Consider the following 16402-nt stretch of genomic DNA (forward strand, 5'->3'; position numbering starts at 1 on the left):
CTCACCTCCCTCAGCGCATTACAAACGGGTTCGCCATCGGCTCATCCGATGTGTTCATCCAGACCGTCTTGGGCCGGGTGTAATCGTAGATCGCCTGGAACCCGCTTTCGCGGCCATAGCCTGATCCTTTAACGCCACCAAACTCCGCTATCGGCGACACAACACGGTAGGTGTTCACCCAGACGATGCCGGCACGCACCGCATTTGCCATGCGCAAGGATCGCGCGCCGTCGGTGGTAAAGATGCCCGCCGCCAGCCCATGTTCGGTATCGTTGGCCAGTTCCAGCACCTCAGATTCGGTCTTAAAACGCTGGACGCAAAGTACAGGGCCGAAAAGCTCTGTATCGACGATACGCAGATCCTGCCGTGGGCAGTCGATGATGGTTGGCTCGAAATATAGCCCTGCTTTGCCTTCCGGCTGCTTGCCCCCCACCAGAACTGTGCCGCCCTCTTCCTGAGCGAAGGCAACCTCGCGTTGGATGTGGTCCAACTGTCCAGGGGTGCAAAGCGGCCCCATCTGAGTTTCCTCGGCCAGTGGATCGCCAATGAGGATCTGCTGCGCCTGCGCCACCATCCTGTCGAGAAACTCATCCGCGATGTCCTCGTGCAAGTAGAGCCGCGATCCGGCGACGCAGCTTTGCCCTGTCGCGCCAAAGATACCGGCAATCGAGGCATTGACTGCACTTTCGATATTGGCGTCATCAAAAACAATGAAGGGCGACTTGCCGCCCAGTTCCAATGAGACCTCGGCAAAGTTGCGTTTTGCGTTCTCCAGCACATGGCGCGCGGCATTTGGGCCACCGGTAAAAGAGACGCGCGCCACCAGTGGATGCCCGGTCAAAGCCCGTCCACAGGGCTCACCATGACCCGTTACGATGTTGACCACACCAGGCGGGATACCGGCCATTTCGACAAGTCGCCCAAACTCCAGCATGGCCGCGCTGGCATGTTCGGATGCTTTTAGAACAACCGTATTCCCGGCAGCCAATGCCGGGCCGATCTTGACCGCTACAAGGAACAATTGCGAATTCCAGGGCACCACGGCAGCAACCACGCCCAGAGGTTCGCGCTTGGTAAAGACAAACATGTCAGGTTTGTCGATGGGCAGTGTCTCGCCGCTTACCTTATCCGCACACCCAGCAAAAAAGTGGAAAAACTCGGCAATGTACTTGGCTTGCCAACGCGTTTCCTTGAGCATCTTGCCGGTGTCGATGGATTCAGTTCGTCCCAGCTCTTCGGAATGATCCGCCAGAAGATCGCCCAGCTTGCGCAGGCATTTGCCGCGCTCGGTCGGTGTCATCCGCGCCCAGGGGCCGCTGCTAAAAGCAGTGTGCGCCGCGGTGACTGCGCGGTTGATATCATCCTCAGTTGCCTCTGGAACACGGCTCCAGACCTCACCATTGGCTGGGTTGACGCTGTCAAAAGTACCGCCATCCGCAGCGTCGACCCAGTCGCCATCAATCAGCATCTGATAGTTTTTGACATCAGCCATGGCGTGCCTCCCCCCTGATTGTTGCCTCCCTATTCATGTCTGCTTTCGCGCCTCAGGGTTATGAAAATACGACGCAGTCTGTCGAAAAATCCGGGTCTCGCATCCGATCATGGGTGCAGGCTGTTCCAAAGGGAGGCTTGGAAATGGGTAGCAAAAAGCAGGTTATCGGAGGTCCACTGGAAATTGGCGGACGGGTTCTGTCGCTGTCCCGCGCCATTCGGGCAGGTGATTTCGTTTTTCTGACAGGGCAAATTCCTATGCGAGACGGCGTGCCTATGACCGATGGCACCGTCGAAGAGCAGACCCGCGCAGTTTTGGACGACATCACCAAGACACTAGCCAAGGCAGGCTGCACCCGCGACGATGTCATCAAGGCCATGGTCTGGCTGCGGGAGCGCGACGATTTCCCTGGATTTAACGCCGTCTACGCCGACTATTTTCCAGTTGAGCCTCCAACCCGGTCGGCTGTGGTCAGCGATCTTCTGGTGGATGCCCGCGTTGAGGTCGAAGTCGTAGCCTATCGCCCCCTCAAGGACCAATCCTGATGGGCATAGCACCAGACGGAACCCATTTAAAAATGACAGGACCAGAAGGTGCGCCTGTTGTGGTAATGATCCATGGGCTGGGCCTGAACCAGGATTGCTGGCAATGGACGATCCCTGCACTGTCTGATCGCTTTCGCGTTCTCACCTATGATCTATATGGTCATGGGCAAAGTGCCCCGCCACCCGAACGCCCCAGCCTTTCAATGTTTTCACGCCAGCTAGAGAGCTTGCTGGACCACTGCGCCATCCAAAGCGCGGTTATCGCAGGGTTCTCGTTGGGTGGCATGATCGCGCGTCGGTTTGCCCAGGATGTGCCACAACGGGTTTCAGCTCTGGTGATCCTTCATTCCCCTCACAAACGGACCGACGCCGCACAAGAGGCAATCTTGAAACGGGTGGAACAGGCACGGTGGGACGGACCAAAGGCAACGGTCGAAGCTGCGCTGGACCGGTGGTTCACCGATGCGTTCCGCCAGTCCAACCCTCGTATGATGGAGACGGTACGCGACTGGGTCATGGCCAATGACAAAGCAATTTACCACACTATCTATCGCGTGCTGGCCGATGGTATCGACGAAATTGTTGCGCCAAGCCCGCCGATTTCTTGCCCGGCGCTGGTGATTACCGGTGATGAGGATTTCGGCAACGGGCCTGACATGGCCTATGCCATCGCAAGCGAGATTGCGGGGGGCAGTGCACTTATCCTCCCGGGACTGCGGCATATGGCACTTGCCGAAGACCCGGACGCAGTGAACAAGCCACTCCGCAGCTTTCTCAACAATCTGGATCTGAAGCCATGAGCACCAAAATCCTCAAAGGCCTGCGTGTGTTGGATTTGAGCCGGATGCTTTCAGGTCCCTATTGTACAATGCATCTGGCGGATCACGGGGCCGAGGTGATCAAGATCGAAGGCAAACATGGCGACACCAGCCGCGGCAACGGACCGTTCCGTCAAGACGATCCGGATCATGCCTGGGCCGGCTACTTTGTAAGCCTGAACCGCGGCAAGAAAAGCGTGCAGCTTGATCTGAAATCGTCCGAGGGCTGCGCGACTTTTCGAGAACTTGCGGCAACGGCGGATGTCATCGTCGAGAATTTCCGCCCGGGCGTAATGGATCGCCTTGGCCTGTCTTATGAAAGCCTTGCTGCCGACAACCCCCGGCTCGTCTATGCCGCGATCCGTGGCTTTGGCGACCCGCGCACAGGCCAAAGCCCCTATGCCAACTGGCCTTCGTACGATGTGGTTGCGCAGGCCATGGGCGGTCTGATGTCCGTCACCGGACCGAATGCTGACACACCCACCAAGACCGGACCTGGGGTGGGTGACATATTCACCGGCATGATGATGGCTTTCGGTATCATGACCGCCCTGCGCGAGGCCGAAGCGACGGGCAAAGGGCAGTTTGTGGATGTGGCCATGTATGATGCCATGATCTCGCTCTGCGAAAGAATGGTTTACTTGCATAACGTGACAGGAGAGGTGCCCGGACCGGAAGGCAACGGGCATCCATTCCTTTCCCCGTTTGGCCTTTACCCTGCAGCCGATGGCCACATCGCGCTTGGTATTGTCGATGACGCGTTTTGGCAGCTTTTGACACGGCTGATGGGGCAACCGTCACTTGGACAAGATGACCGCTTCTCCACAAGGGCGGCCCGGGCCAACCATGCTTCCGAAGTCAACAAAATCGTACGCGATTGGACCCGACAACGGACTAAGGAGCAATTGACGGCAACACTGGGTGGCCAGGTCCCGTTCGGCCCGATGAACAATATCTCGGACATCGCGGCCGACCCTCATGTAGCCAGTCGCGGCATGCTGGCGAAGGTCCCGCATCCGGATGCGGGGCATGAACCTTGGATCGTGGCAGCAAACCCGTTGCGGTTCGGTCGACACCGCCAAGGTGCACTGACGACCCCTCCTGCGCTAGGTGAGCACAATAGCATTCTGGAAGGATTGACCCCACCGGAGTCGACGGAACCCTTAGCCGGGAAGGCGCTGCGCGACGCCTTCGGGCGCTTTGCCACCGGTGTGACAGTGGTAACTACCCGGCAGCCGGACGGGACCCCGCGCGGGTTCACGGCGAACTCATTTACCTCCGTTTCTCTCGACCCACCTCTACTCCTGGTTTGTGTCGGTAAGCAGGCCTTGTCCTTTGAAACCTTCCTGCAGGCGGATCATTTCACGGTCAACGTCCTGTCGGACGACCAAAAAGAAATCTCGGGCCTTTTCGCGTCTCAATCAGCCAAAAAATTCGACATTGCAGCCTGGCAACCTGACGCGCGGAACATGCCCACGATAGACGGTGCGCTCGCCCGGTTCAGCTGTGCCCGACACCGTTTGGTCGATGCTGGTGACCATCTGATCCTGATCGGCCGCGTGGAGGATTTCGAAACGCGCGAGGGACATCCGCTGGGCTACTTTCGCGGTGCCTATTTCGATTTGGGGCTCAACAGTGCCCTGACAGAGGCCGCCACTGCAGGTGGTGTGACCGTCGGAGCGGTACTGGCCAACGAAGATCGGGTCCTACTCTCCGTTGACAAAAGCGGGCACATTTCAGTGCCGGTTGCTCCTGCAAATAACAATTCTGCAGATGGGCTGATCACTGATCTGTCAAACCGAGATTTGATTGTAGAGCTGGCGCATCCTTATGCGGTTTATCGAATATCCAAAAGTGGGACGCAGCGGATCATCTACCACGGAAGCGTTCATGGGCAGCCCCCTGACGGCATGCAATACTTTGGTCTCGGCGACTTGCCGCTGGAACGCGTACGCGACGGGGCTGAAAATTCGATGTTGCGCCGTTACGCAAAGGAAAACAGCCACGGTACATTTGGTTTCTACCACGGAACTGAAGTCGAAGGCGTCGTACACACACCGACCGGGCACCACAGCTATCACGTTTGACAGGAGAAGCAATATGATCCCCGAATTGCGCAAGGTAGTCACCTTTGATGAGGATATTCACACAGAAGGAGGCCGACCTTCGGAACCCGTGTTGCGCATGATCGGCGTGGCAGCGGTGGTCAGAAACCCTTGGGCAGGACGTGGCTTTGTCGATGATCTTTCACCAGAGATTCAGCGCATGGCGCCAGTTCTGGGAGAGATGCTCACCAACAGACTGATCGCTCTGGCGGGGTCAGGCGATGCGATAGAAGCCTACGGAAAAGCCTGTATCGCCGGGACAAGTTGTGAGATTGAACATGCCTCCGCGCTTATTCACACCCTGCAGTACGGAAATTATTATCGTGAGGCAGTGGGTGCAAAAAGCTATCTCGGTTTCACAAACACGCGAGGGCCCGCGAACACCCAAATTCAGATCCCGCTGATGGACAAACATGATACCGGGCGGCGGTCGCACTACCTGACCGTCCAGTTTTCAATCTACGACGCGCCGGATGTGGATGAACTTGTTGTGGCTCTGGGGGCATCAACCCGTGGTCGCCCGCACCACCGGATCGGCGACCGATACTCAGACCTCGCTGCCTTGGGAAGGGATGTGGAGAACCCGGCTGGGGTCTAGTTTGTTACGATGATGATGCGTATCAGGTAATTGGCTTGAGGCAAGTTGTTGTCTTCGATGCAGACCAACTCAGCACGAGAGCTGACAATCAACAAATAAGGATTGGGCGCAAAATCGCCAACGACCGCCGCCTCCTTGATGGGGTATTCTGGGTCGGCTAAACCGGAGTCACTTCGCGTTCAGCCGGAAGCGTTTAGAAATGCTCAGACACTCATCATCAGGCAGCGAGCGCCAAACATGGAGTTCGCTCAGGGACACCAACCTCATAAAAAGCGGCTTTACAACTACTACCCACCTCCCTTTTTCTAGTGCGTCTAGCTCATTTGGACAGAAATAACAGCAAGGAAGTTTGTTCCATGCAACTGTGTCAGCCACAGACAAAGCTCTCATTCGCAGCGGCTACATGAAAGCCTTAATCAAAACCTGTTGCGGACATCCTGTGTTTAGTCTGATAGGTCGTCTGTTGATGTGTGATCGCCGGAGCCGGAAAGACTGAAATGCTTGTTACAGTTGCTGTCGCCGGTTATCGATCTCTCCGAAATCTGGTTCTGCCACTTGCTCCCCTGACGGTAATTACCGGTGGCAATGGGGTCGGAAAGTCGTCGCTGTATCGCGCGCTTCGAATGTTGAGCGAGGTGTCACAAGGTAGTGTTATCTCTACACTCGCGTCTGAAGGAGGGTTGGGCTCCACAATGTGGGCGGGGCCTGAAGTGCTGTCTCGAGGGATGAAAACGGGTGAAGTACCCATCACCGGAACGACTCGGAGCAAACCAGTCGGCCTAAAGCTTGGCTTTGCGTCCGAAGACTACGGGTACGCAGTCGAGCTTGGATTGCCAGCAGAAACCTCAGCCTTTTCTAATGATCCTGAGATCAAGTCCGAAGCATTGTGGATCGGCGAGACATTGAGCCGACACAACGCGCTTGCAGAGCGCCGTGGCCCGTGTGTACGGGTACGGTCGGAGTACGGTTCTTGGAACCAGGCGGCCACTACCCTTCCACCGTTTGACAGTATGATGACCCACGCAGCCGATCCGAATAACGCATTAGAGCTGCTGCATTTACGAGACCGTATGCGGAATTGGCGGTTCTATGATCAACTTCGGACTGATCGTGAGGCCCCGGCCAGAAGGCAACAGGTCGGCACCCGAACTCCAATTCTTGCAAGTGACGGCTCGGACCTGGCGGCAGCTATTGAGACAATTCGGGAAATCGGCGATGTGGCAACACTTGAAAAGACCGTCATGGACGCATTTCCGGGAAGTTCAATTGAGGTTCATGCGAAAGATGGGTTATTCAGCCTCACAATGAAACAGCACGGGTTGCTGCGCCCGCTCAGCACTGCGGAATTGTCGGATGGGACCCTGCGATACCTGCTCCTCGTGGCGGCCTTACTGACGCCACGACCTCCTAGCCTGATGGTCCTAAATGAGCCCGAAACAAGCCTGCATCCTGACTTAATCCCACCTCTAGCTCGGTTGATCAAAGAAGCCTCCGCGCGAAGTCAGATCATCGTCGTTTCTCACAACCGAGCGTTAGCCAAAGCTTTGAGCAAGGGTAATGCGCTCACGCATCACCTCGGCAAAGCCACTGGGGAAACCTTTGTCGAAGCGGCGGAACCCATACCTTGGTCGTGGCCCAAACGATAGCCTTTAGGGAAGTGCTAACAACGCGCGCGATTGAGTTGTGCGTTACACGGAATCGCCTTGACCCACACTGACCTCGCGCGCGATATAACCGCATGGTTTCCAAATCTACGGTACAACTTGCCACTATCTTGTATGGCTTGAGTTCATCGATTGTAGTGGCCGAAAAGGTTCATTTTTCTGGACTCTATGTCCCGGAAGGTCTTTCGTGCGCGGAAGGCGCGCGGATTTCGGAGGAATATGGGGACCTTCGTGCCGGATACGTCATCTATGACGACGAGGGGCGCAAATCGGACGACGGGTCTTGTGCTTACGCTCAAGTTCAGGCTCTTCGCGGAACCGCGGTGCAAATCGTTGATCTGGCCTGCTCATTTGACGGTGCAACCTATTCTTACCGCCAGCTCTTAACCCCGCTTGAGAAAAATAGGCTGCTGGTTGTAAACTCACCAGACGAAGAAACCTCCACTTACCAGATCTACACTTTATGCGGATGGGTTCCTGAGAGCTGAATGCGGTAGCGCTCTCCCGGCGACTTCGTGAACTAGTCTTAAAGGAAACTCATCAGGCGGTTGGCCACACTAGATTTAGCAAAAGAATAACGACTGCAAAGGCGACCGCAAGTGTCAGCCGCTGTCTTCCCTTGCTCTTTCCGTCAAGGACACCGGTAAGCTGCATTAACCAATAGGTGGCGTAAAGTAAGGCACCAGAAGCAAGCGCGTGCGCGACATCATAGTTCATAGGTTTTCCGTCATTTGATGATTCCATAAATCTCAATGATGAGTGCAGATTCCCGTTATTTCCATGGCTAAGATGATCTCCGGGCCGTATTCTGCATAACCTAAATCGGTGCAAGGTTAGTTACATCTGGGTCGCCCGTTGAAAAGCCCCTCTATGGCCCACTTATATCCCTGCGGCGTCGCAATCAAAGAATAAGGGCAACGATACTAATAGGGCTCGAACGTAGTAGATGACGTATTCGCTAGGGTAGAACATAAAATGTCGTTTTCTACATTCGTCGTTGCGTTGGTTACAATCGGTTGCGTGCCTGTGAATTCGACAATCCACTAGTATGCTCGCCGACCATCGTTGAGCCGCTCGATATTGCTGGGCGGACCCTGATCCAAAACCACCGACAGGGTGTCCTGTCACGCGCCGCCTTGCCGGACGGAATCTGCACATCCCGCCAGAAGCAGAAAGCTGAAGATCAAGGCTGCGGCAGAGAGTGCTATCTAAGTTTTTCGACAATAGATTTTCCTCTAGCAGACCCGCACAATTGTTCTATTTCGATGCAGGAAGCTGCGCTAGCTGAGTCATTGGTATTCACGCACCGCGAGATCGGCGGCCTCCTTGGGAAGGATGAGGTTCCATCGCCTGTTCGCGATCTCCTCTCTGACCGTCACGGCGCTAACCATCCTGTTCCCAACTCGCAGCTCAAGGTCCTTTCCGATCTTCGCTCTTGTCAGGCCCGCCACGGCGAAAGCAGCGTCTTTGTTTAGCTCGAGCCGAAGGATCACTTGCTCATTGCCGGTCTCTTCGGTGCTCATTTCGCGGACAGCAGCAGGCATTAGAGCAATCGGGCCGATGGAAATCCAGTCAGGAAATCGCTCTACCACGCATACCGGGTAGTCCCCTGGATGTCTTCCACCGCCGAGGTCCAGGCAGTTGTCCTCCTGTACGGCCAGCTGTACACGCGCGCCCGCCCAGAACGCGGCAGTCACCAGCACTACCATCGCCGCGACTAAGGCGAAGAGCCGCATTAACGGTTCCAAAAATAGAGAAACAGCGACGTCAGAAGCATCGCCACTGCACCTAAGGTGAATATCCATCCAAGGCCGAGAAGGAAAAACGCTTCGCGCAGCACTCCGTCCTCGTCAATCTGCACACCTTGCACCCAATAGAGGACCCATAAAACCGCACCAATGGTCAAAGAGAACAGCGCCGAGATCAGGGTCACTTTCGCGGCGCGCCTAGTTGCACTGATCATATCGATAGTCTCCGTATTCGATCCAACGCTCTGAACCATCTTCAAAAACGAGAAACTCGGAACGGTCCTGGCCCAAGAGAGCGACGATAAAGCCACGCGGCGGCTCTGCATTGCCGAAGTAGCTGTAGGACGTCATTGCGTCCATCGTTTCACCGTTGACCGTAACACGCGCGTCCCAGTCGCTGCCGGTGTCGACAATGGCATATTCGATCTGTCGCTGAGTGCCGCCCCCGCCGCAGTAGACTACGCCTTCAGGTGCTTCCGGAAGGGAACCTGAACCCGACGAGGCGAGGTTACTACAACTGCGTTTCAACGAACGGATGGCCGCCGAAGACCCCTTCAATTCGAGGATCGCATACGAAATGTCCTGATCGGTCATAGAGAGATTGAGCGTCGCGTTAGCGGCAATCTGATCCAGAACAAACACGTAGTCATTGGCGTCATTGAACTCAATTTCGACGGGGTAATTGTCCACAACCCGGAAGGAACTGTTGGCCCGCCCGGCCTGAAACGCACCGACTTCAGCTGTGCCGTTGCTCATGAATCGAAACGAAAGCCCCTGCTTGTTCACGATGTCTTGGCTGTCTTCATAGCCTGCTGGAGCAAACCGTATGCGGTCGCATTGCAGTTCTAAAGTGATATTGTTCGCCTGAATGAATGCATTAGGGCTTGGGCCTGAACTAAACTGCCAATCTGCCATTGCCGACAATGGAGCAGCGAGCAAAAAGGACGTAAATAATGTGGAAAGCCAGTTCATTTATGACCTCATTATTGTAGAGAGCGAAACCGGCGGCTGCCGGTGTTCAAATTCGTGAGAGCCGGTTGACTCATCAACCTAGTGCCCAAAGCCACACCCGCTTCACATCTTTTTTCCTCTTGGAATAGGCGGCTCTTTAGACCGCCCGCTTCAAAGAGCTTATCCCTCACCCATGAAGAACACGGACGTGACAGCGCCGGACGGAGTCGTCTCGCAGACCCAGAAATTTTGCGCGCCGGGTACGTTCATGAGCAGGCTAAAGCCATCGTCAAGGCGAGTAACGTCGTTCACTGACGAACCGGTGACACCGACGGTAGAGTTGACATCTGCGACGCAATTGGCGCGCGCGACGGCCTCACCGTCACCAGAGCCGGGTTGCGTCGTCTCGACACAGCCTGCGACAGCCGTTGCAACGAAGACTGCAAGGCCAATTTTTGAATAGTTAGACACTTATTCCCCCCAATTTGATTCTGTTGGTTGTTGACAGTCGGAATAGCGAGACCCGTGCAGGCAAACCGTAGATTCTTCCTTAGTATTCTCCCAAACAACTTTACTACGTCCCCGCAAAACCTCTGACCAAGTCTGCGTCATAGCGTCAAACTGGAGCGGGACCGTATGCATTATCGCCTTCTTGTGACGGTCGACTCAGCCACCAGATCATGAGCACTGAGAGTATGAGTTGCAGAATACCGACAACCATCAACCCGGTGACACCGAGGAAAGCCGCTGGGCCCCTCAGAGTTTCAGGATCATTCGCGCCTTGCTCGAGCGCAGAGAACACTGCGATGCCACTGAACAGCATGAGCACAGTCGCGATGCTTAGTGCTGCAGGCAAAAGCAAATACCAGCCCGGTCGTCCTGTGTCGTGCAGTCGACGCCATCCAGCAGCCAGCATGGGTATTAGAACGGCAAGCTGAAAAATTGGGGTCAGGACTTGGATGCCTTGTCCGGTTTCGGGATCCGTCCCAAAGATTGATGCGTCGACGATTGCAAAGACGAGGCTTACGAGAACAACAAACAGCACAAACCACCAGTACTCAGACCTCACTGCACGCCCGGAAAAAACAAAGTACTTTCCAAAGCACGTTTTGGTTGCTTGAACAAATCCCATATTTCCGAACTCCTTAGAGCGGCGGCCCGATCTCTCTGAAATCATGGACCCTACTCCACGGCTTAGTCAATCGCCTTGGCACTGCTCCCTCAAAACCGGTGAGTGTCCAAATTCGCCACCTTAGAATCTTCTCTGAAGCAGCGCTCGGTTTCCCTGCTGCGGTAGTACAAAATGCACCTGGTAATCCCGACCCATACCGTGGCCTCCGTGTCACCTCATCATGCTTTTTGAGTGAAGCACGCTTCTGGGGTAAACCAGACGCGAAGACGCACGCACTCTTTCTCGGGCGTCGATACTAAACTGTCAGGTGGGGTCGGCCGGTCAAAATGTGGGCGCGCGCCGCCATTCGGGATCGAGAGCCCGCAACTCTTGCAGGGTCCCCGCGCCATGCGCTGCGCCATAGAGGACAACGACGTTACCCGGAGCGGCATCGATCACGGCTGCCAAGTGCCTGTTACGTGCGTCAATTGTGATCTGCGTGACCCGCGCGGGGTCCGCAGTCGGCAGAACGAAGTCTCTCATGGGCGTCGACAGGTTCTCTTCGCTGATTTCGAGTGGTCCAATCAGCATTTCATAGGCGTCTGCGATTTGTGCTGGTGTCAGATCCACGTTCACATCCTGACCACCGGGGAAGCCAAGGAAAGCCTCGTTGTCCTGTGCAACAAGACCGTCCGACACGTTCTCGGCATAGAAGGCCGGCGAGGGAAGCATGCCCAGCATTGCGCGTATCCTTAGTTTGTCGGCGACGCTGGCCGTGTCGAAGTCGATAAACTCGTAATAGAGGTCCGCTCCATTTAGCTTGAGGCGTTCGACCTCAGCGGCAATACGATCATAGAAAGGCTGCTCGGCGATATGGATCATGGGGATGAAATACAGGCTTCGCTCGCCATTGGTGAAGGTAAAGCGTTTTGCGCCACCTGCAGATCCATCGACAATGAAGTCTTCCTCGGTCAAGGTGCCAATGTCGCCAGGTGGACCCTCTGGTATAGGATCCCCCGCAGCGTTGTTCCCGATCACAGCTGCAGCCAATAGTGAGATGGCAAACGATGTTGACAACTTTTCTCTGAAAGATTTCGTTGCACTCCTCGCAGTGGCCGTGATTCTTGTAATGGTTGCCATTGTTGTGGGGACGCAAGAAAAAATGAATTGGGACGCGGACATGGATGTTTCTTACCTTCGCGGTACGCTGAAAAATGTGTAGCTGTTCGTCTGGGTCAGGATTGGCACACCAGTCTGTGCCATGAGTTCATCCATATCCGTCGAACCGGTTGAACACGCTACAAGATCGGCAGCGTCGTCTAGGAAATCGAGGGTAAAAGCGCTTTCGCCAACGAGGCGGCAATCATCAGCAGCGCTTCTGTAGCCGCGGACGAAGATCAATTCCGGATCAGGTTCGCTTATGGCAACCTCAGGAGTAGTTTCAATGCACCCCGAAACAGCCAGCACCGATGCGATAGTGCCGATATTGAGCATAATCATTTCGAGGTGTCGTTTCAAATACGCTACTCCCACTCTGCGCGCGTGCTGCGCCACACCTTTTCTTCTGCATCCCATACGCTGGCTACGATGCAGGGCGTTGGGTTGATACCTTCACACTGCGAGCCATGCACATCCGCCAGAAGCACCCGGAACGGGCCGATGTTCGCCATCTCCCAACCCTGATTGAGAAGCGAAAACGCACGATCCTCGATCAGGAAATGGGACATGCAACCGCCTGTACCACAATAGAGTGATGCAGCGGTCGAACACGAGAATCCACTTTCGTCCAGCCCCCAGTCCCGCTGGAGGTCTCCGTCCAGATCCACGCGGCGAACCGCACCGAACTCCAGGGCGAACTGTCCGTTCTCGAATTCAGAACAAGCCCTTTGGGCGGCTTCGACCTTTTCGGCCAACCGCGCCGGCAGCGCAGACCAATCTTGTGCAATTGCTGGACCAGTGTTGAATGCCGTCAAGATTGCACAGAGAAAGAACGCCCATTTCCGGGCATCGTCGCGGTTGCTCTTTCCGGCTATCTTAGTCTCCATTTTCGATTCTCCATCATGTACCTAAGGTTCCGCTGCATGGTTCGCCGGTGTTGTCACCGAATTCGATTTAGTTTCGTCACCATCACTGAAGACAAGGAATTTCGACCGTTCTTCGCCAAACAGCCCGAACTGGAACCCTGTCGGCGGCTGTGATCGAAAAAGCTGTGCGACGTCATCGCGCGAATGGTATCGCCATCAAAAGCAACGCTTACACTCCAAGGGTCGTCTGGCTCTCTCACGAAAGCGTTGTCGATGACCTTCTCTGCGGCACCATTTCCGCAGCAGACTATGCCTTCAGACGCTTCCATGATCCGAGATTTCGACACGCCGGAGTTGCAGGCTAAGCGCTGGGAATTGACCGCCGTGGACGAGCCTTTGAGCGTGGCGAAACCGATATCCAGTCCAACTTTCCGCACTTCCACCTTGGGGCTCCTTTCCCTGCAGAAGAGTACATCTGCAGTTCGCCGCGACGCGTGACAGTTGGGAGCAAACATCATCCGCGCAATCCATAATTCGAACACTGGCATTCGACAACTCGCTGCACTTTGCTTGAACGGCCGCTTTAAGCGCTTCGTCGCAGCAGACGGACGTAACTGGTGTGCTTTCTGCATGCGCGAATACTCCGGGCAGAGTTCTTGCAGTTTCGTGAGTAAATTCTATCGCGAGGCGAATAATCTTCAAGCGGCACTGTTGCACCGCGGCCCCCCATCAAAAACCATTTGCCATAGCGGTCTTTCATTCGAATATTTTTTTGTGCTCAAATATTCTCCGGATGATCGCAAAAGGTTGTGGCCGCGTTTGTGAAGTTAGTGGGGAGAGCTTATGGAAACAAAGGATCGAGTTCAGGCAAGCGTAGCGCCGTACGTTGATCGCGCACTTTTCACTAAGCTCACACTCGGAGCCTTGGCGTACTTCTTACTGCCCGGCATTGCCCAGGCCCAAAGTTCGCAATCTTGCGCTGAAGTTGGTGCTCCGCGTCAAGAATACACTGCTGGAACAGAGACCATTCTTAGCGGGCAGACGATATCTTCTACTGTTAAAACCTGCCTGCCAATTCCAAACGGGCCCATCACGGCGCTTCTGATTGGTAATTCCACCATAACGCCTTCTGGGGAAATTGAGCTGTATGTCCCGGGGCAGAGTCAAAATCCAGACAGAGCATCGGTACTGACTTTGTTGAACGTCGATGTCGCGGCAGGGAGCGGCGACTTTGTTTCACGGGAGGCCCTGACGACGCAAATCAACGGCAGACTACGAGTCAATATTGTAGGGACTTCGATAGGATCAGGACGGTCCATGACATTTGCGCCCGCAAATGGGAGTGATGTTGACCCAACCGAGGTATTTTTCCAATCAGACACGCCGTTAACTTACGATAATTTGACAGTAACAAACGCGACGGAAATCGCGTTTGGTGTGATCAACATTCAGACAAGAAGCGCTCAAGCGTCTGATTTTACACTGACCAACAGTTCAATGTCGGCCACCAGCAATATGGTGATCGGTGCTGGTTCAACACTTCGGCTTGACGCGTCCAGCAGCTTAACCACGGTCGATTTTGATAACTTTGGTACTCTGGCCGGCAACGGCACCGTGAACGCATTCAATTTCAACGTGAGAAATGGCGCTGTTCTTTCACCGGGCTCCTCGATTGGGACGTTGAATATTAATAGTGCAATTTCCTTCGCTGCGGGGTCGACGATTTTGTCGGAAGTCGACCCCGCAGCGGCACAAAAAGCGGATCTGGTTTCGTCAACAGACGCAGTCACTGGTATCAACAACGCCACCATACAAGTCGAAGCCGCTCGTCCAGGCTTGACTGCGCAGGACTATGCTGCTGGCAACGACTACACGGTTTTTCAAGCCTCGCGTTTCGATGGAAACTCCCCAACTCTTGTTGCCGGAGGATCTCTGCCCGCCCTATCCAGTCTGAGTATCTCAAACACGCCAACCGCGGACGGTAGAATCGACATAGCGTTTTCGACCCTCCCCGTTTCGAGTTTACCACAACATCCATCAGTTGTTGGATCTCCCAATGCAAGCAACCTTGCTGGTGCGGTGGCTAACACCACAAACACGTCACCTGGAACTAATCTGACCAATGGCTCAACCTTGGGTAATACCGTTAACACGCTTACCAATTCAGGTTTGTCTGGATTTAATCGTGTGCACGCAGAGCCCTATTCCTCCAATTTGACCGTTGGGCTTGAGCAACTTGACCTGATAACAAACACTGTGCTGAGCCATGCTGACTGCCGCAAGTATCAAGCGGTTGGCTTCAGCAATGCGGATCAACCCGTTGCAGAAGGCGACATCGACTCGGCCCAGAGCCCGAGCGGCGCAATAGACTGCTCTGATCGGCGCTGGTGGATCGACACGGCCTATGTGAGCGGGGACGTTGATGGAAGCAATGGCCTTGGGACATTCGACTATTCGCTGGGCACGATTTTGGTCGGAGCGGATGTCGCAAGCACCGATAGAGGTGTGGTCGGCGTGTACGCAGGTTTTGGGACATCCTCCATGGATGAACACGATCAAGTCGATCAGGACTTTTCGACCGACAGCTATCATGTGGGCGTCTATGGGCGCACAACAACCGGAACTTGGGAGTTCTCCGGGCTGGTCGGTTACATGTTCGGTGAAACCGACGCCAAGCGAAATAACCCTTCTGTTGATGGCTTTACGGGGGGCGAGGCTAAATCGGATTTGGACCAAGAGGGAATCCACGCCGGTATCCAGGCACGGAAGTTGTTTAACCTGGAGAGCGGTGCAAGGGTTTCTACGGTTTTCGGATTGAACTACGGGCGTATCCAACAAGGTTCAGGCACAGAGACTGGCGGTGGTGATTTCAATTACTCGATTGAAAAAGCGAACGCAGAATCGCTGGTCGCTTCTATTGGAATTGACTACCAGCGGGATTTCTTGACAGAGAATGGTTTGCTAACCCCAATCGCCTTTGCCCGGTATGAATATGACTTCTTTGCCAACAAGGACAATGAGCACGAAATCACTGTAACAAGCCCGATATTTGGCACGTTCACGCAAGTCGGTCAAAACCGAGGAGCAAACGGCTTCGTTCTTGGTCTGGGGCTAGGGTATCAGATCTCTGATCTGGCCAGACTAACGGCAGGATATGGCTATTCAGTTCGCTCCAACGGCCAAGAACATGGCCTCGGTGCAAACTTAAGCGTTCGGTTCTGATTAGGGCGGGCCAACGAAGAGGAGTGGTAAGCTGGTGTTGTCACGTTAACCGTCGTTCGGTTGCTCATGCTTGGATTTGGACATAGGTGACATCGATGAATTCATCGTCGATCAGCTACAAGCA

Annotated in this window: 18 protein-coding genes; 7 read left to right on the forward strand and 11 right to left on the reverse strand. The window is 54.8% G+C overall.

Annotated features, from left to right (window positions below; all coding sequences use genetic code 11):
• Window positions 1-10: 10 nt before the first annotated feature.
• Window positions 11-1492 carry an aldehyde dehydrogenase gene (locus tag ACR0ER_RS22130; protein ID WP_170568169.1) on the reverse strand — a complete coding sequence of 494 codons (1482 nt, stop codon included), beginning with the start codon at window positions 1490-1492 and terminating at the stop codon, window positions 11-13.
• 143 nt (window positions 1493-1635) lie between these two features.
• Between ACR0ER_RS22130 and ACR0ER_RS22135 the strand changes: the two genes are divergently transcribed.
• The 6 genes from ACR0ER_RS22135 to ACR0ER_RS22160 all read left to right on the forward strand — a co-directional run bounded on the left by ACR0ER_RS22135 (window position 1636) and on the right by ACR0ER_RS22160 (window position 7710).
• Window positions 1636-2037 carry a RidA family protein gene (locus ACR0ER_RS22135; protein ID WP_170418304.1) on the forward strand — a complete coding sequence of 134 codons (402 nt, stop codon included), beginning with the start codon at window positions 1636-1638 and terminating at the stop codon, window positions 2035-2037.
• Between the two features lie 32 nt (window positions 2038-2069).
• Entirely contained in the window at window positions 2070-2837 is a 768-nt protein-coding gene (locus ACR0ER_RS22140; protein WP_254447392.1) for an alpha/beta fold hydrolase, read from the forward strand.
• Window positions 2834-4942: a CoA transferase gene (locus ACR0ER_RS22145; RefSeq protein ID WP_170486591.1), complete on the forward strand. Its 2109-nt coding sequence runs from the start codon at window positions 2834-2836 to the stop codon at window positions 4940-4942. Before ACR0ER_RS22140 ends, ACR0ER_RS22145 begins: the two co-directional genes overlap by 4 nt.
• Before the next feature lie 13 nt (window positions 4943-4955).
• Window positions 4956-5558 carry an amino acid synthesis family protein gene (locus tag ACR0ER_RS22150; protein ID WP_010443804.1) on the forward strand — a complete coding sequence of 201 codons (603 nt, stop codon included), beginning with the start codon at window positions 4956-4958 and terminating at the stop codon, window positions 5556-5558.
• Between the two features lie 497 nt (window positions 5559-6055).
• On the forward strand, window positions 6056-7204 hold the full coding sequence (locus ACR0ER_RS22155; protein WP_029622285.1) for an AAA family ATPase: 1149 nt from the start codon (window positions 6056-6058) through the stop codon (window positions 7202-7204).
• 92 nt (window positions 7205-7296) lie between these two features.
• Window positions 7297-7710: a hypothetical protein gene (locus ACR0ER_RS22160; protein WP_170568171.1), complete on the forward strand. Its 414-nt coding sequence runs from the start codon at window positions 7297-7299 to the stop codon at window positions 7708-7710.
• Window positions 7711-7762: 52 nt separating this feature from the next.
• On the opposite strand, the gene ACR0ER_RS22165 is transcribed toward ACR0ER_RS22160, so the two are convergent.
• The 10 genes from ACR0ER_RS22165 to ACR0ER_RS22210 all read right to left on the reverse strand — a co-directional run bounded on the left by ACR0ER_RS22165 (window position 7763) and on the right by ACR0ER_RS22210 (window position 13688).
• Window positions 7763-7939, reverse strand: a complete 177-nt coding sequence (locus ACR0ER_RS22165) for a hypothetical protein (RefSeq protein WP_157769979.1) — start codon at window positions 7937-7939, stop codon at window positions 7763-7765.
• A gap of 572 nt (window positions 7940-8511) precedes the next feature.
• Entirely contained in the window at window positions 8512-8958 is a 447-nt protein-coding gene (locus tag ACR0ER_RS22170) for a hypothetical protein (protein ID WP_010443799.1), read from the reverse strand.
• Complete coding sequence (locus ACR0ER_RS22175; protein ID WP_170568172.1) at window positions 8958-9185, reverse strand: DUF3955 domain-containing protein; 228 nt, start codon at window positions 9183-9185, stop codon at window positions 8958-8960. The genes ACR0ER_RS22170 and ACR0ER_RS22175 overlap by 1 nt, the downstream gene beginning before the upstream one ends.
• Window positions 9169-9942, reverse strand: a complete 774-nt coding sequence (locus tag ACR0ER_RS22180) for a hypothetical protein (RefSeq protein WP_170603540.1) — start codon at window positions 9940-9942, stop codon at window positions 9169-9171. The genes ACR0ER_RS22175 and ACR0ER_RS22180 overlap by 17 nt, the downstream gene beginning before the upstream one ends.
• Before the next feature lie 159 nt (window positions 9943-10101).
• Window positions 10102-10392 (reverse strand): hypothetical protein, encoded by a 291-nt coding sequence (locus tag ACR0ER_RS22185; protein ID WP_170418286.1) that lies wholly within the window; start codon window positions 10390-10392, stop codon window positions 10102-10104.
• A gap of 145 nt (window positions 10393-10537) precedes the next feature.
• Entirely contained in the window at window positions 10538-11053 is a 516-nt protein-coding gene (locus ACR0ER_RS22190) for a DUF805 domain-containing protein (RefSeq protein ID WP_029622284.1), read from the reverse strand.
• Between the two features lie 321 nt (window positions 11054-11374).
• Window positions 11375-12109 carry a hypothetical protein gene (locus ACR0ER_RS22195; protein ID WP_010443788.1) on the reverse strand — a complete coding sequence of 245 codons (735 nt, stop codon included), beginning with the start codon at window positions 12107-12109 and terminating at the stop codon, window positions 11375-11377.
• Window positions 12110-12223: 114 nt separating this feature from the next.
• Window positions 12224-12550 (reverse strand): hypothetical protein, encoded by a 327-nt coding sequence (locus tag ACR0ER_RS22200; RefSeq protein ID WP_170418283.1) that lies wholly within the window; start codon window positions 12548-12550, stop codon window positions 12224-12226.
• A 5-nt stretch (window positions 12551-12555) separates the two neighbouring features.
• On the reverse strand, window positions 12556-13077 hold the full coding sequence (locus ACR0ER_RS22205) for a hypothetical protein (protein ID WP_480770770.1): 522 nt from the start codon (window positions 13075-13077) through the stop codon (window positions 12556-12558).
• 53 nt (window positions 13078-13130) lie between these two features.
• A complete protein-coding gene (locus tag ACR0ER_RS22210) occupies window positions 13131-13688 on the reverse strand; it encodes a hypothetical protein (RefSeq protein ID WP_010443781.1) in 558 nt (185 codons plus the stop codon).
• 211 nt (window positions 13689-13899) lie between these two features.
• Here ACR0ER_RS22210 and ACR0ER_RS22215 point away from each other — a divergent pair, with 211 nt between their 5' ends.
• Window positions 13900-16278 (forward strand): autotransporter family protein, encoded by a 2379-nt coding sequence (locus ACR0ER_RS22215; RefSeq protein ID WP_480770771.1) that lies wholly within the window; start codon window positions 13900-13902, stop codon window positions 16276-16278.
• Window positions 16279-16402: the final 124 nt, after the last annotated feature.

The sequence above is a fragment of the Ruegeria sp. CH8 genome (genome assembly GCF_056536985.1).